This window comes from Ensifer sp. Root127 (genome assembly GCF_001425225.1).
GTDB classification, from domain to species: Bacteria; Pseudomonadota; Alphaproteobacteria; order Rhizobiales; family Rhizobiaceae; genus Ensifer; species Ensifer canadensis.
On the sequence record NZ_LMDX01000053.1, the window covers coordinates 31015 to 54534 of the forward strand.

Genomic DNA, 23520 nt, shown 5'->3' on the forward strand with positions numbered 1-23520 from the left:
TGGCTTTCAACGAGTGTCTTCACGCTGGAACGTCCCGATAACTTGACCCTTGGCGAGCACGTGTCCGTTCATCGCTGCAATCACGGCGTCTCTTGTCATCCCAGGATCGAGCCCTAGCGTCTCCACGTCCAGCGCGAAAATTTGGAAGTGGTAATTATGAGCTGGGTCACCGACCGGCGGTTTCGGACCGATATAGCCGAGCGATCCAGCCGAATTCATGCCTTGCTTTGCATCTTTTGGGTGCGAGAGGACCGGATCATTCGGCAGGCCCTCCCTCAAGTGATTGAGATTGCCTGGCAGATCGTAGGCTAGCCAGTGAACGAATGGCTTCGGCGTTGCAGCATCGGGATCATCAACGATAATGACAAAGGATCTCGTTGCCTCGGGCGCGCCGCGCCAGCCCAGCGTCGGCGAAGCATTTTCACCGTCTGCGGCATAAGACAGCGGGATCGGTTTCTTGTCAGCGAAAATTGCGTTGAGTTCTATTGGAGCGGGGGACTTCGCCACAAGCAGCTCGATCGCGATTTTCGATGGAGGAAGTTCGCGGTAAGTATTGGGGGTGTTCACTAAGCTTGACTGCGAGCCGTTGACTTCGCCCGAGTATGAGACCCGGTATACCAAGCCATTTGAATCATCGGCGACGAACAAGGAACCATCCTTGCCGACCGCAATGCCGGCCAATCGTCCGAGGTAACCGTATCTGCCGTTCTCCTGGCGTAGCAAGAAACCCTGGAGAAACTTTTCGAAAGCTTTCGGCTGGCCGTCCTCAAAGTTGACGCGAATGACCTCATAGCCGCTGGGAGGACGGCGGTTCCACGATCCGCGCATTGCCACAAAGGCGTCTCCCCGATAATCCGACGGAAACATAGTGCCCTGATAGAAGGCCATCTGCATCGGCGCGCTGTGCGCAGTGTAGCCGAGCACCGGCTCAGTCGATAGCGCGGCCCACTTTGACAGGGTTATGCCTTCCGCAGGATTGATATGAGGGTTGAATTCGCCGGCGCCGAATATGTATGGCCAGCCATAGCGCTTGCCCTGCTCAAGGTGGTTGAGTTCTTCGATCTGGACCTCATCACCCAACCAGTCGATACCGTGATCAAACCCATAAAGAGCCCCCGTGGTAGGCTCCCAATCGAACCCGATGGTGTTGCGCAGTCCGCTGGCAAATATCGATCTCGAGATTCCATCCTTGGACGCCCTCAATATAGTCGCGTTTTCAGCATTACTCTCCTGACATTCGTTGCAGGTACTGCCAACGGAAATGTAGAGCATGCCGTCGGGCCCGAGACCCAACGTTCGGTTGGCGTGTTGGCCGGCATCGGGAAGATCGTTGATGATACGCGTCAGTGGTCCGAAAGTGCCATCCTCCTTGACCGGAGCAGTGTAGACGTCATTGACGGTGATCAGAAATACGTCGTTTTCAGCGAAAGCAATGCCGTGCATGCCGGGTCGGCTGGCAACCGTCCGTACCGTTTCCGCTTTGCCGTCGCCGTCGTCGTCTTTCAACATGATTACGTCACCAACGGCTCGACGAGTTGCATAAAGAACTCCTGACTCGGAGACTGCAAGCATACGGGGGTTCACCAGGTTCCTCGCAAATACTTCAACCGTGAAGCCTTCCGGCGCCTTGATTAAAGACGTGAGCTCCTTGTCGTCCGGCACGGCGAGTTTCTCCGGCTCCAATACGGAGCTTTCGATTGTGACATCCGAGAACTCTCCTGCCGTGCCTTTCATCTGCGCCGAGGCAGTCGCTGACAGGGTAACGGCGGTAGTGAAAAGGAGAAATCTACTGAAGTGAGTTGGCAATGGGGAACGCATCAACCTCCTCCTGCTGTCCTGGAACAAACAACCGGGACCGACTTGTTCCGCCGCCTACCTCACAAAGACACCGGGAGCGCCGAACGGTCCACCGGGGGGCTGGCGCGGTGAGGGAATTGGACCGTCCGGCTTCTTGCGAACACCCAACATCTGCCGCGAGTGTATGTTCCGCCTCAAAAGATCTTTATTACGCATGTTTTCAAATGTTTTGGCTCCTGTCTTAATCCGCCCTGTTTGACGAACGGCCATCACCCGCAAGCACGCGCTCCTCTTTCCAATGATTTCTCCTTGCAAGCTCCACCAAATCACTGGCGAGAAGCAGGCGTATGCGTCGTGTTCTCGCTCTCCAAAATCCGACAGGAATTGGGGCTAGCGAATTCGGCCCTTAGGCAGGCTTTCAATTGCAAAATAGGCGTAGAGCGAACGACGACCGACCGCACTTAACCCATCCCTTGTCCGTTTGCCCGCATCAGCGCCATGATCATTGGACCGAGCGAAAACCTTCCGCCGCGAGCCTTGGCGGTCAGGTCCCGAAGGTAGCCGCCCGCGGAAGTGATGTGACCGGCTCTCTCGAGAATGCAGGCGAGGGTCGTTGCGGCATTCTCCGGGCCCATCGCCTCGCAAGCTTCCTGATAGGCAGACGGACTAACACCGAGCATCGAGCGCACGGTCACCGCCGCCACCATCAAATCGCGCCAACTGGATATTGTTCCATAGGGTCCGTAGGGAACAATCTCGGGGCATGCTTTCAGCACGACCTGAATCGGGAAGATCGTCATCTCCCCGTTTTCACGGGGGTTGGTTGGCTCGGATTTCGCTTTTGGCTCCCTTCTAGAGCCAAGTTCAAGTTCAGATGGGGAGTGGGGGTTTGAATTATGTAAGTGCCGATCAATATGATCGGCATTGCCGCTCATAACCTTCGATTTAAACTTCAATTCCAGCCGGCTGGTGACCTCTTCTCGCAGCATCTCGAATTCCTCAAGCGCGTCCTCCACCTGCTGCCTGGTCGGGCGTCGAACAAGCGTCTGGGTCATAACTCGCAATCGCTCTTGGACCGCAAACCAGTCTCCTGGTGCCCCCTCTTCCAGAGCAACGACTATGAGCTTGGAAACGTCACGACGGCAGATGGTCAATCGCTCGCGCAATCGTCGCTGTTCTTGCCTTTCATTTGCTACTGATATGGCAATCGCTGTGATCTCTTCGGCACGCACGAGAAGCGGCGCGACAGAAAAGCCAAACGCTTCGCTGATGCCACCCGACTGGTCCTTGCGTGCGTAGCGCTTTCCGTTGGCACTATCCTTTCGAGCCAAGACGCCCGCGTTGATCAAGGCAGCGAGATGTCGGCGCAAAGTCGCTTCGGCCATCCCATGCGCCCGACGAGCAAGCTGCGAATTGGACGGAAAGACTACAAGCCCGTTTTCTTCACTGATCTCGTCGTGTGGATAGAAAGTCAACAAAGCATTCAGCACCAGCAGCGAACGCTCACTGAGGCCGAAATGCAACCTTGCTTCGCATAACGACTGGAACAGTTTCCACTTTCCGGCCGTTTGTCCCGGTCCGATTTGTCGGGAAAGCACTTGGGTGGCCAACATGCCAAGCGTCATCGCTCGCCGCCCGAAGGGCGTCGTTACAGCATCTCTCTCCATCGTCCATTTCACCTTGCTAAAGGCAAAAGAATGCCGCTCACCGGAACGTGCCGATGCTGCACTTGATGCAACTTAATGTGGAGAGTTCTTTCTCTTTCTCGCTACAGATCGAGAAGGGCTCCACAACGGAAACGTCTGGCGGTCTTTATTCCTCTGCGTTCCAACTCCTGTTTCATCTTCTCCGCACAAATCCGGCCAACGCCAGTCTTAAGCGAAGCACTTTGCCACATCGAACTGGCCGCGAGATCGACTTGTCCGCCCGCGGTGCAGCCAATGGGCTCCAATTGCCGATCACACACCGATTCTGTTGGCGTCAGCAAGGCCCGCGCAACTGGCAATTCGGGCTTGCCTTGTCGGATTCACGATTCTTTTGGCATCGCACGGACTTCCGGCTCGCAAATTCCAGCAGTTCAAAGAGGTGACAGAGGAGCGAGGCGAGAAACGAGAGCCGGTTCGAACCTAGATCTACTATTCGCAATCGCGGTGGAAAGGGGAGGATAGGGAGGCCTTTTTATGTCAAAGGCGCTGATCCCAACGCATGCCGGCACACGCGGTACCGTCTTTCTATTTTTCTGGTAAAGCGCTAGAAGTCGCCTATCTCAGTGCAGGCTTGGAAATTCTAGCGCTGGTGCCAGCTCTTCGGCGGCCAGTTCACTTACGGCTACGAGTACCTCTCCGGCCGCGTAACCTGATCTGATTGCTCGCTCGATAAGCTCGTGAAGTTCGATCTCCACCATGTCCCTGCAATCGGCCAAGCGCTCCGCGTCGATGATAAGTCTATCCACGGTTTGCATAAGCGCTCCTTTTCTCGATCTTGCGACCTCGCCTAGCCAGGTCGTGGGAAAGGGCCCATGCCCAGTGCTAATCAAACGTTTGCTTGTCACGGAAGTTCCGAGAACGAGACACCGCTGGAGATCAGCCGCCGCTTCACGACGCAGGGGGGAAAGGATCCCATCCCCTACCAGATCTTCTGATCGCTGATTTGGTCGGTACGCCAGGATAGGCCGCTATCCCCCGCGGCATCAAAGTGCATGGGTACCAATTACCGGCAGAAGGGCGCAAAGAAAAACCGATACGGATTGACGCACAACCGTTCAGAAATCCTGCTGTTTAAGTCGAGATATACAAGCGAAGCGCATATCCAAACGCTCATATCGCGGCACCAACAAAGCGGCACGCATACCGTTGCCTCCGCCCTTTCAGTCGCGCGGAACCGACGAGTGTATTGATAGTGAGTTTGAGCGCCGGGGAGTTGCTCCCCCGGCAAATCTTGGCAGATGCGGGACGCGACAGTTTCAAGCTTCACATCCCGCGTCTGTCGGGCTCAGCGAACGTAAATGATCAATGCGCCGTCCGCGGCCTGTTCGGCGCCTGCGATGTTTTCCATCTCGATTTTTTGCGATTTCAGCTGCTCGGCAAGGGCCTTATTGCCTTCGACCGCCGTGAGCAATGCTTTGCGTTGTTCGGGAGTCGCTTTTTCCACCCACATGCGCGTCTGGTTCGCTTCCGCCAGCGTGCTGACCTGAACAACGCTAACCTTGTCGCCCTTGAAGTCCGTCACCGTTTTCTCGATGTTGGCCGGCCAGTTCATTTCGGCACCCTGGGCATAAGCAATTTCGCTAATGCTTAAGACGGAGAGGGCAACAATCGCGGATAAAGTCGCTATGCGGTTCATTATCATGCTCCTTCCTTGGGGTTTGCCTGGCCGGTTGGCCAAGCGCGTGGTGCTAAACCAGGCTCAGGATCTATAGCTCGGCAGACAACCGGGCTGGGTCGGGTTATATTCTAAGACGTTTTTTGCTCGAGCCCTGCAACCCTAACACGATCGTTGCTCGACGGATAGTGCTCTGATACGGCTGGGATGGACGAGAACATGAACAGCAGAATCGAAACAGCGACTTCTCACATTTGTCTGCCAAGCGGCACTGCCGCATCCTCATTAGGGACGCGGCGAGCTTGCGGCCAACGGTCGACGCTTTCGCTTTTAACAAGCAACTCCATTTACTTATTCATGCCCTCGACCATTTCAAGGTGATGCTGGAGCGCTGGTCTGGTCTTTTCAGCCCAAGCTTTCAGTTCGGGATTGTCACCCTCGCTCCCGTATCGGGTAAAAAGATCCACCGCATCTTCATGCGCGTCTTCCTGCTGGGAGAGGTATTCCTTGGTGAAGTCCGCGCCCTGCATGGATTTTAGTTCATTGATCGCTTCCACTTGCTCGTCAGTCATCGCAGTTGGAAGCTCTGCCTTCACCTTACTGGACGAGAGCATTTGCTTCAGTTCATCCGACGTCTTGGTGTGATCTGCAACCATCTGCTCGGCGAAGCTCTTGATCGCTTGATCGCCCCGCTCCACGGCAAGCTTGCTCGATTCAATTTCGTACATGTCACTTGTGGCTGCCTCCTTGACAAAATCCTCGGTTTTAGGCGGCACACCAAGCGCTGTATTGACACCGGATTTCTCCGCCGCGGACTGGGCCATGGCGGAGCCCGCCAGAAGCAGTGTCGCGGTAGCAAGGGCAATGTATTTCATCGTAAACTCCTTTGTATAGTCTCTCAATCCATACGTGCGGCTCCAACCCTTTGAGCCCCGTTGTGTTCCGAGTCTTCGTTTGGCGATGTCTCCGGAGATCAACCGCGGCGCTCCGAGGCTTAGATGAGTGCTGCCGCAGATTCGAAAGCCACCGGTTAGGTCCCGGCTCACGACATGCTGGGGCCGCTTGGCAAAGGGTTCAGCCACCAAGGTCGCCTGGTTGCGGATCTAGTGCCCAGGTAGCTCTCGTTCAGATACTTGTTGCAGATCATCTCGCAGGCCTGCCGATCTGGCTAGGAGGAACGCAAACGCGATCACTCGATGACGCAGCGATCGCTGAAAATGCCTTACGATAGCAGCGCATCGAGGTGCAGGCGGTGCCATAGGGTGTGCCGTACTTTGCCGGGGTCTCCAGTACTGTTCCGAAATGCGGGCGGCGCGGCGCAAGACGTCACGCCAGTAGATCAGCGGCTTCTGTGATGCGGGGCCATGCGCCCCGCAATGCGTGACGCCGGGGAGCTATAAGATCTCGCGGCGCCGCCATTCACGGTAAGGAGCCATGAGTTGACCTGGAAAACGTCTTTCGATTTCGGTTTCCACAAGCGCGATCGATGCCAAGACGGCTTGGTCTGGTACCGATTGTCGCTCACTTTCCTTTTCCAGTTCGCCCATGCGGCCAAACAGTTCGTCATCCGTCATCGCTCGAAGCTGTTCGGAAAGCGCTACTACATCTCTATCGGCAGATTTCACGACTTCTCACCTGTTCAATTCAAGGGGAGGGAGCACGCCTGTGCGTGGATTGTTTTCCACGCCGGTCGTCATTGCGCTTTCACCTCTCCGGTCCCGGTAGTTGGAGCCTTTCCATTCCGATTTTCTCATTGTCTTGACGACATTCGTTGGTCACCCGATTTCCCTTTTGCAGGATGACGTTCATACTAGGAACTAACCGCTGGTCCTGACAAAGGTTCCCAGCCGCGCGACCGGTTTCTTCTTCTCTTGATCGCACTACGACGGGAGCAGGCAAGACCACCGAAATTGCCTCGACGATGCGGTAGGTGGCAGCGCAGGCCCATCACGCAGCTGCTGCAGCAGTGGAACGAAAACACTGCCGGTTTGTTGGGTCTTAACTGACGGCAAGTGCATGTGATGCGACGGGCCGATACCGCAACACCATGTCCCGACGGAGGTTTGAATCATGGTGGCCGTAATATTGTTAACCGTTGGGTCCCTTCCCATTCTTGCGGCTCTCTGGCTCCTGTGGTTTGGGCCAGCCTGGACGCCCGACCGACAAATACACTAGAGCCTGAATATCCTGTACCGTCTCGTTGCCGCGGATCCGCAAGAGCATGCGCCGCGCCGCCATGAGGCCATCTTGGTGAGCCTCGAGCTTAGGCGAGATTACGCTGGTCAGCGTGTAGCCAAGCACCTTCCAGGCAGAAAACAGTCGGATCGAATGCCGCAGGAAGTTCGGTGCCAGCTAGCATCCTTGGAACTTGCCTCAAAGTTCCCGGTTAGGCTCCATCACCCTCCCTTCGAGTGATGCTGGCTAATGGAGTATGTCAGATGAGTCCGAGTGCGCACGAGGCACTGATTAGCCGGCGTTTCCCCATTGGGGCCGAACCGATGCGGGGAGGTGTATCCTTTCGAGTGTGGGCACCGGCGCGCAAGTGCGTTTCGGTCGTCACCGATAATGGACATTACCCACTCCACGCTGAAGGGAATGGATATTTCTCTGGCCTCGTAGCTGGTTTGGGCATCGGGACAAACTATCATTTGGACCTCGATAATGACGGGGTCCTGGAAGCCGACCCTGCTTCCAGGTTCCAGCCACTCGGACCGACGGGACCCTCGCAGGTCATCGAACCGTCAGATTTCATCTGGCGCGACCAGGGCTGGACAGGAGTGCCCCCACAAGGCCGAGTCGTCTACGAGCTACACGTCGGCACGTTTACGCCAGAAGGGACCTGGACAGCAGCGCGACAACGGCTGCAACATCTGCGCAATCTCGGTGTAACAGTGATCGAGATGATGCCAGTGAACGAATTCCTGGGCAGCTTCGGCTGGGGCTATGATGGCGTTTTACTCTTCGCTCCAACGCGACTTTACGGCACGCCCGACGATCTGAGGTCATTCGTGGATGCCGCGCACGCTGTCGGCATCGGTGTTATTCTTGATGTCGTCTACAATCACTTCGGGCCCGGGGATCGATTTGATCGGTTCGCTGCATCGTATTTTAAGGGCGAACGCAACGAATGGGGCAGAACGCTGAATCTGGACGGTGACGGTTGTGATGCAGTCAGGACCTATTTCATCTGCAATGCTGTCTACTGGATCGAGGAGTTTCACTTTGATGGGCTGAGGATTGATGCCACTCAGGCACTTGAAGACAAAAGCGAGAAGCACATTGTGGCAGAGATCGCGAACGCCTGTCGACGGGCAGCGGGCGTGAGGAAGCTGTACCTGCTCGCCGAAAACGAACCTCAGGACGCGAACTTGGTCCGAGAAACGGAACGAGGGGGGCTTGGCATGAACGCCGTTTGGAATGATGATTTCCATCATTCGGCCAAGGTTGCGCTTACCGGTCGACGCGAGGCCTATCTCCACGACTATCGGGGCCACCCGCAGGAATTCGTGTCGGCAGCGAAATATGGTTACCTTTTCCAGGGCCAAAGATACAACTGGCAGAACAAGGCCCGGGGCAAGCCAGCGCGCGATCTGCTTCCGGCGAATTTCGTGCATTTCCTCGACAATCATGATCAAATCGCGAATTCGGCGAGCGGAAAACGCATCCATCAGTTGACGAGCAGCGCACGCCTCAGGGCAATGACGGCGCTTCTTATTCTCGGACCTCAAACGCCGATGTTGTTCCAAGGGCAAGAGTTTTCAGCGAGCACACCTTTCCTCTATTTCAGCGACGCTGCAAAGGACAACAGATCGAGCGTACGAGATGGGAGGCTTGCTTTCCTGTCGCAGTTCGCGAGTTTCAGGGACCAGCAAATCAGACGGAACATGCCCGATCCGTGTGATCGATCAACATTCGAGCGTTGCAAGCTTGATTGGGAAGATGCCGAGCGCAATGAAGACATGCTCGCACTGCACACAGACCTGATCGCCCTACGGCGGTGCATTCCGGTCGTTGGCGAAGGGGAGCCGCCGGCAGCGGTGGATGGAAGTGTTTTGACCGATCGCTGCCTCTTATTGCGATACCTCACTGCGCAAGGCAAGGATGATCGCCTTCTGCTCATAAATCTCGGTCGTGATCTGGTGATTGCCAGCCTGGCCGATCCTTTATTCGCTCCTCCGGAGTTTCACCGGTGGACAATAGTCTGGTCTAGCGAGGATTTTCCATATGGAGGAGGCGGGCAACGGCCCGCCGATCTTGATCGACGCTGGGTGCTACCTGGCAACACAGCGTTGTTACTAACGCCCGAAGCGAGAGGGCCCCAACGGGTTCCGTCAGCAAAGGATGTTGCGGACTGGCAGGAGCATCTCATCGGCTGAGTCCTGGCCATCTTCCTTTGAAACAACTCTAAAGCACGTTTATCTTCCGCGGCCCTGTCGCGACTCAGGCAAATGGGAGAGCGTGTCGTTGCCAGTTTCCGACCAGTTCGTGTTCGGAATTATCTCCAAGACGAGCCGCATTTCCAGCAGCAAAATACGGTCCTCGTTCATGACCTGCACGCTAATCATCGACACGGGATCTAGCGGCAGCCCATCTGCTGCCATTTCAGCAAGTGTTAACTTCGCCTCCGCGAGGGCGGATTCTTCGTCAGGGAACTCGAAGCCACGATCATCGGCGCTAAACCCCTCCTGATCGGTCGTCCTGAAGTAAAACAACGGCATGCTTAATCTCCGCCCCATAACGGCGTTGTTGGCGAGATGTCGCCATGGTGGCTTGGTTGTAGCCTATCAAGATAACTTCATCGCGAGAGATAGGTTCCGAATGGTCCCGTTCGCGGGAGGCCGAAGAGCCAGGCTGTTATCGATCTGCACACGAGCCCGGAACTTTTTGCTGCAAGTCAGGTTAGAGTATCCTCAACCAAGGAGGAACACATGGCTGAAGCAAATCTGGAGAAGCTTTTTCACGAGACTCTGAAGGATATCTACTACGCAGAACGTCAGATCTTGAAGGCGCTGCCGAAGATGGCCCGTGCCGCCCAGTCAAGTGACACCAAGGCCGCGTTCGAGAAGCATAAGGACGAGACGGAGGGGCATGTGGAACGGCTCCAGCAAGTCTTTGAACTCATCGGGAAACGTGCCCAGGGCAAGACCTGTGAGGCGGTCCAGGGTTTGATTGCTGAGGGAGAGGAGATCATCGAAGAGTTCAAAGGCTCACCGGCGATCGACGCTGGCCTCATCTCTGCTGCCCAGGCAGTTGAGCATTACGAAATCGCCCGATACGGCACGCTGAAAACCTGGGCCCAACAGTTGGGTCTTAAGGACGCAGTCGCCTTGCTCGACGCCACCCTTCAGGAAGAAGGCGCTACGGATAAGAAATTGACCCAGTTAGCGGTTAGCGCGGCAAATATGAAGGCAAAGGCAGCTTGACCTGAACTACAGTGAGCCAGCAACCGCCGTGCCCCGCTCTAACACGGGGCGCAGGGTGCTGGCTCACGGGCGGCCAAGCTTGGACTATGGGATTCTCCAAATGTAACCGAACCCCCGCGCTTTGCGTCATAAGTGGGAAGATATGAAGTTGCCGCATTGGCGCCGAGCCGCTTTCCTGTCCCGAGGGCGCAAGGCTTGGCTCATGCATCCGTTATTCGTCCCGTCCAGATTCGAAAGCTCAGCCAAACGCCGTGCGTTGGTTCGGTCGACGCTTCAAATCTGTACTCAAGAATTCAATGAAAGCCGCCGGCGGGCTGGAAGCTATTTACCGCCGGCGCGGTTGATTTGCGTTGCCTAGAGCGGGTGATTTGAGATCTCGGACTCGCCGCACCAGGTTTTGACGGGGATGGATTGCATGGGACCAAGCACCATAATCACGGAAATTCACAGGCCGGTGATCAAAAAAGTGGCTTCAGGCAACCCGCTAACTATCTGAGTTTCTTATAATGTCATTATATATCAGGGCGCAGCCCCCTTTTCGCCACCCAAATGCCCCCTTTCCGGCCCATTCCGCCAATAGATCAACAAGTGGGCACGGGTAAATCCCGTAGTGCACATGTAGTCAGGACATGATGCGGTTAGATTGTTCGCTGTAGTTCTCCGTTATCCCTGAAAAGACAAAGTATTCGAGTTGCGGCCGGAATCGGTCTGCGGCGAGGAATACCTGTGCACTGTGGACTGGAGAAGAGGTGCAACGTGATCGATCTGAATATCCTAATCCATACGCTCTGCCAGGAGCCGGCAACGACACTTAAGTCGGCGTTGAGAATAGTACATTTTCTAGGACTCGCATTGGGGCTGGGCGCGGCTACTGTACTCGACCTTCTGATCCTTCGGTTTTTGCTGAAGGGAAAAATCTCCAAAGAACACTTGGCAGTGTTTCAGTTCGGCTCCAGCATCGTCAATGCAGGCCTGATGATACTGTGGGCATCAGGGATCGGCTTCCTGATCTACTACGGCATTTTCGACCCTGCAAAGCTCGGCAACGAGAAGGTCTGGGCGAAGATAGCGATCGTGCTCATCCTTACCATCAACGGCATGTTTATCCATTCGATCATCCTGCCGAAGATCAAGGAGCAGGTCGGTCGCTCCTTGATGGACGGCATGACATCGACGCAGCGCAGCGCTTTTCTCGTTTCCGGCGCTGTGTCCGCCACCTCCTGGTACGTGCCGATGATGCTGGGTGCCCTGCCGCAACTCAACTTCGTTGTTCCGATGGCGACGGTCCTGCTGGTCTATGCGGCATTGCTCGCCATCGCCATTCTGCTGTCGCATGCAATGATCTTTGCCATGCGTCTCGATGAGCGCCTGCCGCCGGTTCGCACTGCCATGTTGCGCATCGATCCGTACTTTCAAGCAAAAGCTTGATCATGGCTGGGACGACTCAGAACCAGAAAGAACGGGGGTGGACTGCCGGAACAGGCGCTCCGGTTCTTCGAACAGCTCTACCGGATCGAAAAGCAGGCAAGAGACAAAACCCCAGATGCCGGAGAGACGAGGCCGACTGCATTCACCGCTTCCGGCAAGAGCACAGCTTGCCTGTCCTGAACGCCCTAAAGACGTGGCTCGACGACATCGCGTCGAAGCTCGTGCCGGATACCAAGCTCGGCGATGCCGTGTCCTACACTTTGAACCAATGGGATTACCTAACGCGCTACACCAGCGACGGCAGGATGCCGATTGGTAACAACATTCTGGAACGCGACATCAGAGTTTTTGCGACCGGCAGAAAATCGTGGCTGTTCAGCGACATCGCTGACGGAGCCAAGGCCAGCGCCGTGATCTACAGTCTGATGCTCACTTGCCGCGCCTGTGGGATCGACCCACTCACCTGGCTGCGCAATGTGCTAAATGAGCTGCTGCAGCGCGACGAAGCGGCCGACATCGTCGACCTGCTACCGTTCAACTTCTCCAAAAACTCTGCGGCCTAATAGAGCTGGATACGCTACCGATATGAGGGCGGTTCAGTGCCGCAGCCGTCAATGCGCATCGAAAATCGCGCTTACGGTCGACGAGCTGGCCTTTCTCGCTTTTACACCAGCGATCTCCGAACAACGGCGTTCGATGTTCAATGTTCCCTTTCCCAAAACTTAGCTGACCATAGTTCGCGAGAGACCAATTGCGAGGTGGTTTCAGCCTGCTCGCGGTCGCCCCTCGACGTAACCCGCTGTTTGCAGGGTGGGCTTCGCTGAGTGAAAAATCAAAGGCACTAGGCTTGAGCAATTTTGCTGCAAGGCCGGCTCGCTACCCCCGCACATTCTCAGGGAACGATCATACACAAATTGAGTTCGAAGGATGATGCGCGGGGCAACCGCCGGCAAGCTCGGAGGGAGATTTGAACTTGGCTCGTAACTGGAAGCATCTCTGCATCGACATGCAACGGCTCTTCAATGAGGACACGCCGTGGAGAGTGGAATGGATGTCCAGGGTATTACCCAATGTCGCGGAGGTCTCCGCCAATTTTCCAGAGCAGACCATTTTTACCCGTTTCATCCCACCGGAACGCGCGCAGGACGCACCGGGCATGTGGGCTCAATACTACGCAAAATGGTGGATGATGACAGGCGAGCATCTGCCCAGAGAATTGTTGGAGCTTCCAGCTTGCTTGGCCCGACTTGTTCCGCCGGCAAGGATCATCGACAAACGCATCTACTCACCTTGGCTCGAAGGCCAACTTCATCAATCACTGCGACAATGCGGGGTGGATACGGTGGTGCTGACGGGTGGGGAAACGGACGTTTGCGTCCTCGCGACTGTGCTCGGCGCCGTCGATCTCGGCTACCGGGTCCTTGTGCTCGAAGATGCCGTTTGTAGTGGCGCTGACCAGACGCATGATGCCGCGCTACGCTTGTTAGGTGAACGGTTTTCGGCGCAGTTGACGCTCTCCACGACTGCCGATTTCCTTCACTCGAAAGGTGACGTTCGTGCCCTTACTCCGCCTTCGCGTTAAGGTGCTGTTGGCACCTTCAACTCACAACACGGGCACGTGGTTCACGATGGGGCCTACGTCTCAATTGTCGATGCGCGCTGCTGCAGGATCTCCGCGATGACCTGCGATGGCACGGGGCGAGATAACAGAAAACCCTGTAGGTCGTCGCATCCCAAGCGACACAGCGCTTCTTGTTGCTCGATTGTTTCGATTCCTTCGGCGGTCGTCTTCAGCCCCTTGGCGTGCGCCAGACCTATGATTGCCTGAACAATTTCCTCGTTTCCCCCCGGCGTTCCGAAACCACTCACGAAAGAACGGTCAATCTTTATGCGGTCGACTTCCAGACGCTGTAGGCGCCCGAAGGAAGAAAAACCCGTGCCAAAATCATCAAGAGCGAAGCGAACGCCCGCCGCTCTAAGTGCGCGTATGTTCTTCTCGCACTGCCCATCTTCATCGACAAGCGCTGTCTCGGTGATTTCGATTTCCAGTCTCTCCGGCTTAAATTTCAGTTCATCAAGAACGGCCAGCACATTGCGGGCATAGTTCGGGTTCCGCATCTCAAGCGCCGATGCGTTGACGGAAAGTCCGAGGCCCTCCCATGGTAAGGCGGCGGTGCAGGCCTCCTTAAGGACAAGGGAGCCAATCTTTTCAATAACCCCAATTTCCTCTGCAAGACCGATGAACATATCCGGCGGTATCAAACCTTTGAGAGGATGCCTCCACCTTAACAGGGCTTCGACGCCCGTAATCTGGCGGCCTAATGCGGAATAGACCGGCTGGTAATGGATTTCGAACTGATCCTTTGCTTCGAGAGCAGCGCGTAGATCTCGCTCGAGCTCGCGGCGCATTTTGATCAGTTCGTCCATGTGCGCGCCAAAGATGGCATAGCAGTTCCGTCCCGCGCCCTTGGCGTGATAGAGGGCGATATCGGCCTCGCGCATCATTTCGTCCGCCGATTTGTGTTGGGTGCCATGCGCACTTCCTAACATGGACACGCCGATGCTGAGCCCAATTCGAATGGGGTGCCCCTTGACCTCGAAGGGTTCCTGGATCGCGTCGATCAGCCGCTGACATTGTTTTTCGACATCCTGCCGGTTTGTATGGGCTATGATAGCAGTGAATTCATCTCCACCAATGCGCGCAATTGTTTCGGCAAGTCCGGCGGCCTCATTCAATCGTTTAGCCACCGCTATGATCAATGCGTCGCCGACTGGGTGTCCAAGCATATCGTTGACCTGCTTGAAGCGGTCCAGATCCATGTACAGAACTGAAAGTTCACGCGGCTTGCTCGCGCCGTTGAGCCTTTCAGCAAGGCGTCGGTGAAACGTTCGCCGGTTGGCCAACCCTGTCAATCCGTCGTGAAAGGCAAGATGGTTCAATTGTGCTTGGCTCGTTTTCAAGCGCCGTGACCGGTTCCAGATTGAGGCACCCATTGAGACTGTCAAAGCCAAAATCAACGCTGTGGTCGCTGCTAGGATGGGAGTGGTCGCTCGAACCAAGTCGGCTCCGGGCGAGAAAGGTGACCAAGAAAAGTAACCGGCCACCTGACCCGAACGTGTGGTCAACGGTGCCGTCGCCCTCGATTGATCGCCAATAATTCCATTGTGGAACTGTAGATCATCGAAAGCATATTCTTCACCAAGCGTCGTTAGATAGCGACGATCCAGGTAGCGCACCGCGACATGAATGTAGATCTCATCTGGCGCCTGCGTGCGATTGCCCGTATCAGAAACGATGGGTTTGACACTGATCACCGCCGGCCTTGCATCAATCACTACAAAGTCGCTCTCCCCGATGGAAAGGACTTGTTGCGTGATACCGCTCTCGTCGCCTGCGGCGAGCCTCGATTTTAAGTTTCTGATCAAGGGCATGGCGGCATCGGCGACTTCGTCGAAGGCCTCTGGCCCGCGCCGTTCTGCGCGCCAGAAAGCATAAACGGGGCGCCCGGCCGGTGACAGTACGAAAGCACCATCGTGTCCGAAGTACGTGTGCATCCACCGCCCGAGGTTCATGTCGAGCCATTCCTGGTCTTTTGTTTGGGCAGTTACGGCATCAATGGCGTCGTCCCAGACCGTCACGCTTTCCTGTTCGTGAGCAAGCTCCATCCTCAGTTTTGAGATCACCAATTGGAACAGGCGGGTCTGGCGCGCGGCTGCGACATCATCGGCGCCGCCCGCCGACCAGTACACAGACGAGTAGATCGCAGCCATCAGGAAAGCACCGGCTACGACAGGTAGAACGAGTTTTAGCGCCAGCTGGATTTTTTCAGATCGTGTGAATGCCAACCCCGCATCATTCGATTCTGTCGTCTCAACCAAACTCATTTCCCCATCTCCAAGCAGGGCTGCACATTATACAGGGCCTGTTAGGTTAATTGAGCGAAACGTGATGGGGTCTCGTCCAAGGTCTGGTATCCCCGATTCGCATTGACCCGCCATATATCGGCTCACACGGGGTTGAACCAGTACTTATCCCGGGAACGTTTCGGGCTGAACACGGAGGGCGCGAACCCGATCGCGCCCTCCGGTATCGGTTACATCGCATCCATGCCTTTGACCGCATTTCCAAGATGCGACTTGCATTTTTCAATGTCATTTACCGCCATAGCTTCCTTGGCCATAGTTATCTCTTTTGCCGATTCAATCTTTTTTGCCCCGTCGGGAATTTGACCAAGTCCCTGCTCAAGTTTCATGATTGAAGCTTCGTCGCACACGATGTCCTGCTGGGCCACCGCGGGAGTCACGGCTGCAGCGACGAACACTATTGCGGCTACTGATCTAAGTAACATCGTATTTCTCCTTTGGAATCGGCAAAATGCCGTTTTAAACATCTGTCGAACTCAATAGCGCTCTATGTGTTCCAAGGAGAAATGCTGTTGTGGGGTGGGAACCTCCTGGCCGTTGCGGCGTTGGGTGGCAATTATCTTGTTTCCCGCGTTACCGCGGATCGAGCGCTCGGAGCGACAAATGATCTATACCGAACTCATATGGTCCACACCGCTTCACATAAACTTGCCGAATGGAAAAGAGCATACGGTTTCGTCGGTCAACGAGGCCTTCGCACTGGTTCAGGACGGGTGGCCGCGGATTGATGGGGAGCAATATAGACAGTGCTACATCACCTGCCGCGCCGCTCTTAATGGCAGAGCTCCTGCTGCTGTCGCCCGCGAACACTTCATCTCTGCCTGCCTGGAGGCGGGCGCAAAACTTGCGGCGCTCTCTCCTGTGCCGCCGCAGGTAACCGATGGTTGGCTTTTTCCTCACAGCATAAATGATCAAGGATAGGACCATGGCGAAACCAACGCGGATCGGAGAAACCATCCCAAAGGGTGTCATCGACACGGCTTCAGGATCTGTGGGCGAACAAAAACCCATGAGCCAGGCAAAGCAAATTCAGCACTTGCGTAGGGAGCTGGCCAATCTTCGGCAGAAGTTCAAAGAAGCCGGATACGATGTTGATATACAGTCTACCCGGGTCGATCCTCGCGCATCAACCCTCCTTTTCGGAGCTGCGGCCGCAGCCGCAGCATTTGCCGTGCTGTGGGCTGCGCAACGCAGCCGCTCGGTTCCCTCTCGTTCCTCGGTCATAAGGAATGCCATTCTGGCAGAGATTGCCCGAAAGTGGCCCTCCCACTTAACCCGAGGTGTACTTAGCAGGGCGCCCGGGAACAACTTCAAGCCAACAAGGCTATGGTAGATTCGGCAGCTAGATGCGTGTTCAAGGTTTGGTGCCATGACAGACGATGGAAAAAAGTATCGAATTATAAAACAACTCGCAGAGAGCGAACGAGAAGCCTATTTGCGTCGTTCATCAATACGTTTCTTGGAGTGCGCAGTTCACCTTTGCGCAACCCACATGCCGATAGACGATGTCGCGAATTTACTTGAAGAAGAAGCCGATCAATTAAGGCGATATTTTTAAGACACGGCCGTTGTCTTCGTCGCCGAGTAAAGAAGCGATGGGAAACCGGTGTTTTTCCGATGAGTGCATCTATATTCAAAGCGGGCGACAATGTCTGGAGAACCGAGATCGCGGACAGGATATCGATCCTTGTCGACGCTGCAGATTACTTCAAGCAGGTGCGCAGCGCATTTGAACGCGCTCGAAGGGAGATTTGGATCGTAGGCTGGGACTTTAATCCCGACATCATCCTTGAACCCGGCTCCGAGCGCCCTGAGAGCCTTGCAGAATTACTAGGACGCATTCTCGCGTCGAACCCAGACCTCGAGGTTCGAATACTTGTCTGGGGTTTTGGCCCGCTCTATTCAGGAAAATCGCTCAAGATATTCCGAAAACAAGGTATCCTTGAACACGAACGGGTCAGAATCGCCTTCGACCTTCGTCATCCGTTTTTTGGCTCCCACCACCAGAAGCTTGTGACTGTGGATGCAAATCTGGCGTTTCTCGGCGGAATCGACCTGACGGCACGGCGATGGGATAACAGCCGCCACGATCCGGACAACCCGCAGCGCGTGACGCCGGATGGCAAGGCCTATGATCCCGTCCACGATGTGCAGGCGGCCGTTCACGGACAAGCGGCACAGATGATCGGCGCGCTGGTGCGCCGGCGCTGGTTCCACGCCACCCGCGAGGTCATCGAGCCTCTTGAAAACCCCGTCACACTCTGGCCACCCGGTCTCGCCGCGGATTTCACCGATTGCAGAATTGCATTGTCCCGCACGGAAGCCCATGGCGATCGCCGGCGGTCGCGTCGTGAATCAATTACCTTGGTACACGACATTCTGCGCGCCGCTCGTAAGCACATATATATAGAAGCTCAGTATCTCGCATCATTCGGTGTCGGCGACATATTGCTGGAACGTCTTTGCGAACAAGATGGACCTGAGATCGTCATTCTCGTCACCCGGATCTCGCATGGCCTGCTTGAAAAATTGATCATGGGCGACAACCGCGATCGATTGATACGGAAGCTGAAGCGCGCCGACCGCGATGATCGTCTTTGGGTTATGTATCCCGTTGTTCCGGACAACCAGGGGAATGAACGCGAGATTCTCGTCCATTCGAAGGTTCTCGTGGTCGATGATCACTTTCTTCGTGTCGGCTCATCCAACCTCAACCGCCGATCGGAGGGCCTGGATACAGAAGCGGACCTGACGATCGAGGGGTTGACCACTTCCTGCCGGCACTCAGTCAGTACGGTCCGCAATCGACTGCTCGCCGAACATCTGGGCACAACCCCTGACGCTGTGCACGATGTCTTCGCGAAGACCAACTCATTGATGGAGACCATCAGGCGCCTTAATAAATCTGCCAGGGGCCTGCGCCACTTCGACATCGACATCACCCGAGGCCCCACCAAAGAAATCGCGGGAACCACGCTCATCGACCCCCGAAAGCCCTTTCACCCGCTTGTCTGGCTGCGTAGCCGCGCAAAGCGCGTGATTTCGCGCCTGCTCGGCCTTTGGGCCTGAGGTTTGGTCGCCTTTGATCATGAGTTCGCTCAGCCCAAGCAACGGGAGGCCAATCATGATCGGAATGAAATAATAAATCACACGGAAGGCAATTACAGCGGCGAGGGAGGTCACGCCCGGAAGAATTTGCACGACCGTGGCTTCAAGCACACCGAGCCCACCAGGCACATGGCTGATAATTGCCGCCACATTGGCAATGATTGAGACGGTGGCAACCTTGAAATAGGCTGCTTGCGTGAAGGCTGAAAGCGTTTGATGCAAGCAGGCGGCAACAAACGCAAAGTTCAACGAGCCGACCACAATCTGGAACGCTGCTAAGTGAAGCGAGGGGAACCTGAAGTTCCTTTGGCGAAACCGCACCGGCCGGCGCAGGGTCGCGGCAAGCATCAGATAGCCGACCGGAACCAGGGCAGCTATGATTGCAACCCCATAGACCGTGCGTTCAGCAATGTGCATCATCGATGCGGCATCGGCTGCGCGCAGGAACAGAGCAAAAGAACCAAGCGTGGAAAGCCCCAGGGCTACCGTTGTCCCGCAAAAGAAGACGATAAGAGCGACATCCCCTGTCGTAAGGCCCCATCGCGAATAATACCTGTAGCGCACTGCCGCGCTGCTCAAGGCGGCAACGCCGACATTGTGACCAATGGACAAGCTCACAAACGAGGCTAACATTGTTTGATGGAACGCCAGCGACCTGCCGACGTAGCGAACAGCAAGCGCATCGAAGCATGACAGGCAAAGGTACGAACCGGCGGCGAAACAAAGGGCGAGCGCAACGTTCTTGCTGGGGAGCGTGCCCAGCGCGTCGATGATCTCGGTGAAGGTGTATTCGCGCAGGGTTTGGTAGAGTAGGAAGATCGCTCCGCAAACCGCGACACTGATTGCGATCCTGAAAAGTAGGCGCATATCGTTTTAAGTCCTCCGTTCCACGATGGGTGAACGGTAGCAAAGTCGACAGGTTCCATTGGGTCGAAAGTTTCGATTGGGCGAGCAGCGGGCAGTTTTGGAGTTTGTGGGAGCTAGGTTTCGAGGCGGATCGATGATGCTCACTATCAACAGGCCAAAACGAGCGTTCGGGAATTGATGTTTTGCAAGCTCAAATCCCTACACGTCACGATGTCGTTTTCGTAGCTGCTTTTCAGCGAGTTGGAGGCGGGGCAAGCTGGAACCTTTACGGATACAGCCGCTTTTACCCGCGTTGACCTCCCATTCGGAAGCCGCGCACATGATCCTTCCTTCCTCCACCTACCGCGTACAGTTTCGCCAAGGCATGGACTTCGCCCGCGCGGCCGAACTGGTTCCACATTTCGTGCGGCTCGGTGTAAGCCATGTCTATGCCTCGCCGCTCATGACAGCGGCAAAAGGGTCCACCCATGGCTATGATGTGACCGATTTCAACGAGATTGATCCATGCCTGGGGGGAAGTGACGGCTTTCAGGACTTTTGCAGTGTCCTGCGACGTTACAATTTGCAAATCCTCCTCGACATCGTGCCCAATCACATGGCCGCATCGCTCGAGAACGTGTGGTGGCGGGACGTTTTGGCGCAGGGTGAGAAAAGCGCTTACTCCGGCTATTTCGATATAGATTGGAGCCGCCGTCTGACGCTGCCCATTCTCGAACAGGATTTCTCTCAGGAAGTCGGAACAGGCGCATTTTCTCTTGCAACCGATGGCAATGAAGCGAGCATAAGGTATCGCGACGTTTGCTATCCTTTGACACTGAGCGGCGCCACATCATCCCTCCTGCAGTCGACCCAACTGGATACATTGTCGCAATCAAACGACTTCATGAGATCGCTCCACGCTTCACAGCCTTGGGAAATGATCCCATGGAAGGAGGCAGCGCACCGGCTGTCCTACCGGCGCTTCTTTGAAGTCAGTGAGTTGGTTGGACTTCGAATGGATAAGAGAGAGGTACTCGACCACGTCCATCGACTGGTACTGGAGCTAGTGGCAAGTGGGCAAGTGTCGGGTCTGCGGATCGACCATATTGACGGCCTGGTGGATCCGGCAGGTTATCTGGACTGGTTACGCGACGCCGTTGGACCAGACGTTTTCATCGTCGTGGAAAAAATTCTGGTTGAGGGAGAGCGATTGCCTGCGTGGCCAGTACAGGGAACAACCGGTTACGAATTCATTGCCGCATCGAGCGCGGTTTTTCTTCCGCCCTGTGGTCCTTGCGAACTTGACGAAGCCTATCGCAAGATCGCGCCGCAGAACAGTGACATCGACACCGAACGGCGGGCGGCTCAATGGCAGATGGTGCGCAAACATTTCGTTGGTGAGGTCACTCGTCTTGTAAAAATTGCCGAACCTGGGACGGGCCAAGCGCCGGCTTTTAGACAGGCGCTCGAGGAGCTTTTGATCGCTTTTCCGCGCTATAGGACTTACTTCACCCAGAATACCCGCACTCAGGAAGACGATGCGGTGCTTGCTCAGGCAATCGCTGTTGCATCCGACCATGTGAGGGATGCCAGTTCACTATCTGAGGTCAGTCATCTGCTGTCGGCAAGCGGCGGATCAGAAACGTCAATGGCTTTTCTAAATCGTTTCCAGCAGCTGAGCGGTCCCATCGTGGCGAAGGCGGTCGAGGATACACTCCTTTACAGGTATACGCGTTGCCTGGCAGTCAATGAGGTGGGCTGCGAGGCCCACATTGCCCATGGCGGCGTTGAAGAATTTCACCGACGCATGCGGGATCGTCTGGCCCTTCAGCCGGCGGGCCTCACCGCCACCTCCACCCATGACACCAAATGGAGCGAGGATGCCCGCGCAAGGCTATTTACCATCGGGGAGGATGTCGAAGCGTGGTCGTTGCAGTTCGACAGATGGGTAACCAGTACGACGCGCTTCCAGACGCCTTTGGTTGCACTAAACGTCCAGTGGATGATTTTTCAAGCACTCCTTGCAGTGCTGCCCGTCGATCTTTCCCCCGATGCGATAAATGGTCTGCAAAAACGGTTCACAGCCTACTTGATAAAAGCCGCTCGCGAGGCAAAGGTCGCTACGTCATGGGAGAGTGTGAATGTCGCATATGAGGCGCAGCTCTCCGACTACGCCTCGGCGTTGCTCGCGACTGATAATGCTACATTCCTGCGGGAGTTTCATGGCTTCTGCGAACCTTTTATGCTCGCCGGCCTTGTAAATTCGCTCAGTGTCACCTTGATGAAGTTGACCGTACCCGGGATCCCAGATTTCTATCAGGGCAGCGAATATCTGCAGTACGCGCTCGTTGACCCCGACAACCGGTACCCTCTTGAAACCGGCTATCCGCACACTGGTAAAAATCCATCAGCTCCAGCCACAGCCAAGTTTCAGCTGATTGCCAAGGGCCTTCGCCTCAGGTGCATATGGCCGGCATTATTTGCCGAGGGCGACTATCTGCCATTGATCCCGGTTGGGGAGCGAAAAGACCATGTATTGGCGTTTGCGCGCTGGAACCCAGATCACCATGTCATAGCTATCGCCTCGGTGCGGATGCTAAATAACGTTGAGCCCGTCACCTTAACGGCCGGAAAAGATTTTTGGGGCGATACGTCAGTATTGCTGCCGAAACGATTTCATCCAGAAAGTATTGACCTCCTGACCGACCGATTGTTTGCTAGCCATACACTCCGCATCGGCTCGCTTCTGTCGAACGGCCCAGTCGCGCTTCTGACTTCCAGCAAAAAGACCTGAACTCAAACAAGCGAACCCGGGTCAGTGGTCTCGAATGGTTGGCTCAAAGAGCCCACGAGCGATATTCTCGAGCTCTATTGGCTTGTCGCAAAGAACATACCCTTTGAAACGCTCTGGTATGGCGGACGATCCGAACGCGCTCGCAAAGACAAAAGGAATACCGCGTTCCCTGAGACGCTCGGCGACCGGAAAAACTTCGACACCATCGAGCAGGATATCAAGGATTGCAACGTCGATCATCTGCTTGTCGATGAGCACAAGCGCTGCGGTGACTTGCGGAGTTGGACCCACCACGATCGCCCCCAATTGCTCGAGTTGGCGTCGGGTTTCGTCGGCAAGCAGGAACTCGTCCTCAACGACAAGGACACGCTTGCCAGCGAAACACGAACTCCAAGGCACGGACGTGTTCAACACGGCTCTCCTTTCCGTACAGGGCGTCGATTGTTGTACGCAGCGACGGGATGGATCATTCCTCCAATCAATCGCTGCCGGCAGCGCGCCTGCGCATGAGCGGAATAGATAGATGTACTCCCCAACCAGTTAAGGCGAAGTTTGTTCGCACGAGCCGATCGGAATTCTTCAACATGCATGCGGAAGGAAGTTCATAGCATCTGGAGAAGAGACTGCGGTCCGACCAAATTTCACGGGCTCGCCGCATTTTTCGGTAATTCGCACATAGCGACGCTCCGCGGCGGCGCCAGGGCCCAAGCGGCGCCGAAGGACAACTGCGCCTACCCAAACTGAAAGTTTCCTACCCGCTAAATTCCAGACAAACAACCGGCTGACCGATCAGATGGTATTCCCTCACTAATCAAAATCTGAGCTTGTCATTCGGTTACTGCGACTGCCCAGGTCGGAACCTTCGGTCACTGAGGTCGT

Annotated in this window: 17 protein-coding genes and 2 pseudogenes; 8 read left to right on the plus strand and 11 right to left on the minus strand. The window is 55.6% G+C overall.

Annotation, left to right across the window (positions count from 1 at the left end; all coding sequences use genetic code 11):
* Positions 1-6: 6 nt before the first annotated feature.
* From ASD03_RS34035 to ASD03_RS34060, 6 genes are all read right to left on the minus strand, one after another.
* Complete coding sequence (locus ASD03_RS34035) at positions 7-1818, minus strand: YbhB/YbcL family Raf kinase inhibitor-like protein (RefSeq protein ID WP_082557464.1); 1812 nt, start codon at positions 1816-1818, stop codon at positions 7-9.
* A gap of 440 nt (positions 1819-2258) precedes the next feature.
* Complete coding sequence (gene repC, locus ASD03_RS34040; RefSeq protein ID WP_057218409.1) at positions 2259-3464, minus strand: plasmid replication protein RepC; 1206 nt, start codon at positions 3462-3464, stop codon at positions 2259-2261.
* A gap of 599 nt (positions 3465-4063) precedes the next feature.
* Entirely contained in the window at positions 4064-4258 is a 195-nt protein-coding gene (locus ASD03_RS34045) for a hypothetical protein (RefSeq protein WP_057218411.1), read from the minus strand.
* Between the two features lie 530 nt (positions 4259-4788).
* The gene (locus ASD03_RS34050; RefSeq protein ID WP_057205418.1) at positions 4789-5139 is read right to left on the minus strand and encodes a hypothetical protein; all 351 of its coding nucleotides are present in this window, start codon (positions 5137-5139) and stop codon (positions 4789-4791) included.
* Positions 5140-5465: 326 nt separating this feature from the next.
* The gene (locus tag ASD03_RS34055; RefSeq protein WP_057218413.1) at positions 5466-5993 is read right to left on the minus strand and encodes a DUF4142 domain-containing protein; all 528 of its coding nucleotides are present in this window, start codon (positions 5991-5993) and stop codon (positions 5466-5468) included.
* Between the two features lie 519 nt (positions 5994-6512).
* A complete protein-coding gene (locus ASD03_RS34060) occupies positions 6513-6743 on the minus strand; it encodes a hypothetical protein (protein WP_348523286.1) in 231 nt (76 codons plus the stop codon).
* 873 nt (positions 6744-7616) lie between these two features.
* On the opposite strand from ASD03_RS34060, the gene treZ reads away from it, so the two are divergent.
* Positions 7617-9494 (plus strand): malto-oligosyltrehalose trehalohydrolase, encoded by a 1878-nt coding sequence (gene treZ, locus ASD03_RS34065; protein ID WP_244494723.1) that lies wholly within the window; start codon positions 7617-7619, stop codon positions 9492-9494.
* Between the two features lie 39 nt (positions 9495-9533).
* Here the strand turns inward: treZ and ASD03_RS34070 are convergent, their stop codons facing one another.
* Positions 9534-9836, minus strand: coding sequence for a hypothetical protein (locus tag ASD03_RS34070; protein ID WP_063997124.1), 303 nt, complete (start codon positions 9834-9836; stop codon positions 9534-9536).
* Between the two features lie 210 nt (positions 9837-10046).
* On the opposite strand from ASD03_RS34070, the gene ASD03_RS34075 reads away from it, so the two are divergent.
* From ASD03_RS34075 to ASD03_RS34090, 4 genes and pseudogenes are all read left to right on the plus strand, one after another.
* A complete protein-coding gene (locus ASD03_RS34075) occupies positions 10047-10541 on the plus strand; it encodes a ferritin-like domain-containing protein (RefSeq protein WP_057218419.1) in 495 nt (164 codons plus the stop codon).
* 756 nt (positions 10542-11297) lie between these two features.
* Positions 11298-11969, plus strand: coding sequence for a hypothetical protein (locus ASD03_RS34080; protein ID WP_199197000.1), 672 nt, complete (start codon positions 11298-11300; stop codon positions 11967-11969).
* 39 nt (positions 11970-12008) lie between these two features.
* A pseudogene (locus ASD03_RS34085) lies at positions 12009-12532 on the plus strand (transposase); the annotation flags it as partial.
* 443 nt (positions 12533-12975) lie between these two features.
* Positions 12976-13551: a cysteine hydrolase gene (locus ASD03_RS34090; protein ID WP_057218669.1), complete on the plus strand. Its 576-nt coding sequence runs from the start codon at positions 12976-12978 to the stop codon at positions 13549-13551.
* A gap of 53 nt (positions 13552-13604) precedes the next feature.
* Here the strand turns inward: ASD03_RS34090 and ASD03_RS34095 are convergent, their stop codons facing one another.
* Together ASD03_RS34095 and ASD03_RS34100 are read right to left on the minus strand one after the other, a co-directional pair.
* Complete coding sequence (locus tag ASD03_RS34095; protein WP_063997125.1) at positions 13605-15854, minus strand: EAL domain-containing protein; 2250 nt, start codon at positions 15852-15854, stop codon at positions 13605-13607.
* A 209-nt stretch (positions 15855-16063) separates the two neighbouring features.
* Entirely contained in the window at positions 16064-16318 is a 255-nt protein-coding gene (locus tag ASD03_RS34100) for a hypothetical protein (protein WP_057218422.1), read from the minus strand.
* A gap of 178 nt (positions 16319-16496) precedes the next feature.
* Between ASD03_RS34100 and ASD03_RS38450 the strand changes: the two genes are divergently transcribed.
* Both ASD03_RS38450 and ASD03_RS38465 read left to right on the plus strand, forming a co-directional pair.
* The gene (locus ASD03_RS38450) at positions 16497-16814 is read left to right on the plus strand and encodes a DUF982 domain-containing protein (protein WP_158268930.1); all 318 of its coding nucleotides are present in this window, start codon (positions 16497-16499) and stop codon (positions 16812-16814) included.
* A gap of 696 nt (positions 16815-17510) precedes the next feature.
* Positions 17511-18962 (plus strand): phospholipase D-like domain-containing protein, encoded by a 1452-nt coding sequence (locus ASD03_RS38465; RefSeq protein WP_082557467.1) that lies wholly within the window; start codon positions 17511-17513, stop codon positions 18960-18962.
* 60 nt (positions 18963-19022) lie between these two features.
* Here ASD03_RS38465 and ASD03_RS40900 read toward each other — a convergent pair.
* Positions 19023-19868 (minus strand): annotated as a pseudogene (locus ASD03_RS40900) (lysylphosphatidylglycerol synthase domain-containing protein); the annotation flags it as partial.
* 319 nt (positions 19869-20187) lie between these two features.
* Here ASD03_RS40900 and treY point away from each other — a divergent pair.
* Entirely contained in the window at positions 20188-22641 is a 2454-nt protein-coding gene (gene treY, locus ASD03_RS34125; RefSeq protein WP_057218430.1) for a malto-oligosyltrehalose synthase, read from the plus strand.
* 21 nt (positions 22642-22662) lie between these two features.
* Here treY and ASD03_RS34130 read toward each other — a convergent pair whose 3' ends face one another.
* Entirely contained in the window at positions 22663-23052 is a 390-nt protein-coding gene (locus tag ASD03_RS34130) for a response regulator (RefSeq protein WP_244494725.1), read from the minus strand.
* Positions 23053-23520 lie beyond the last annotated feature (468 nt).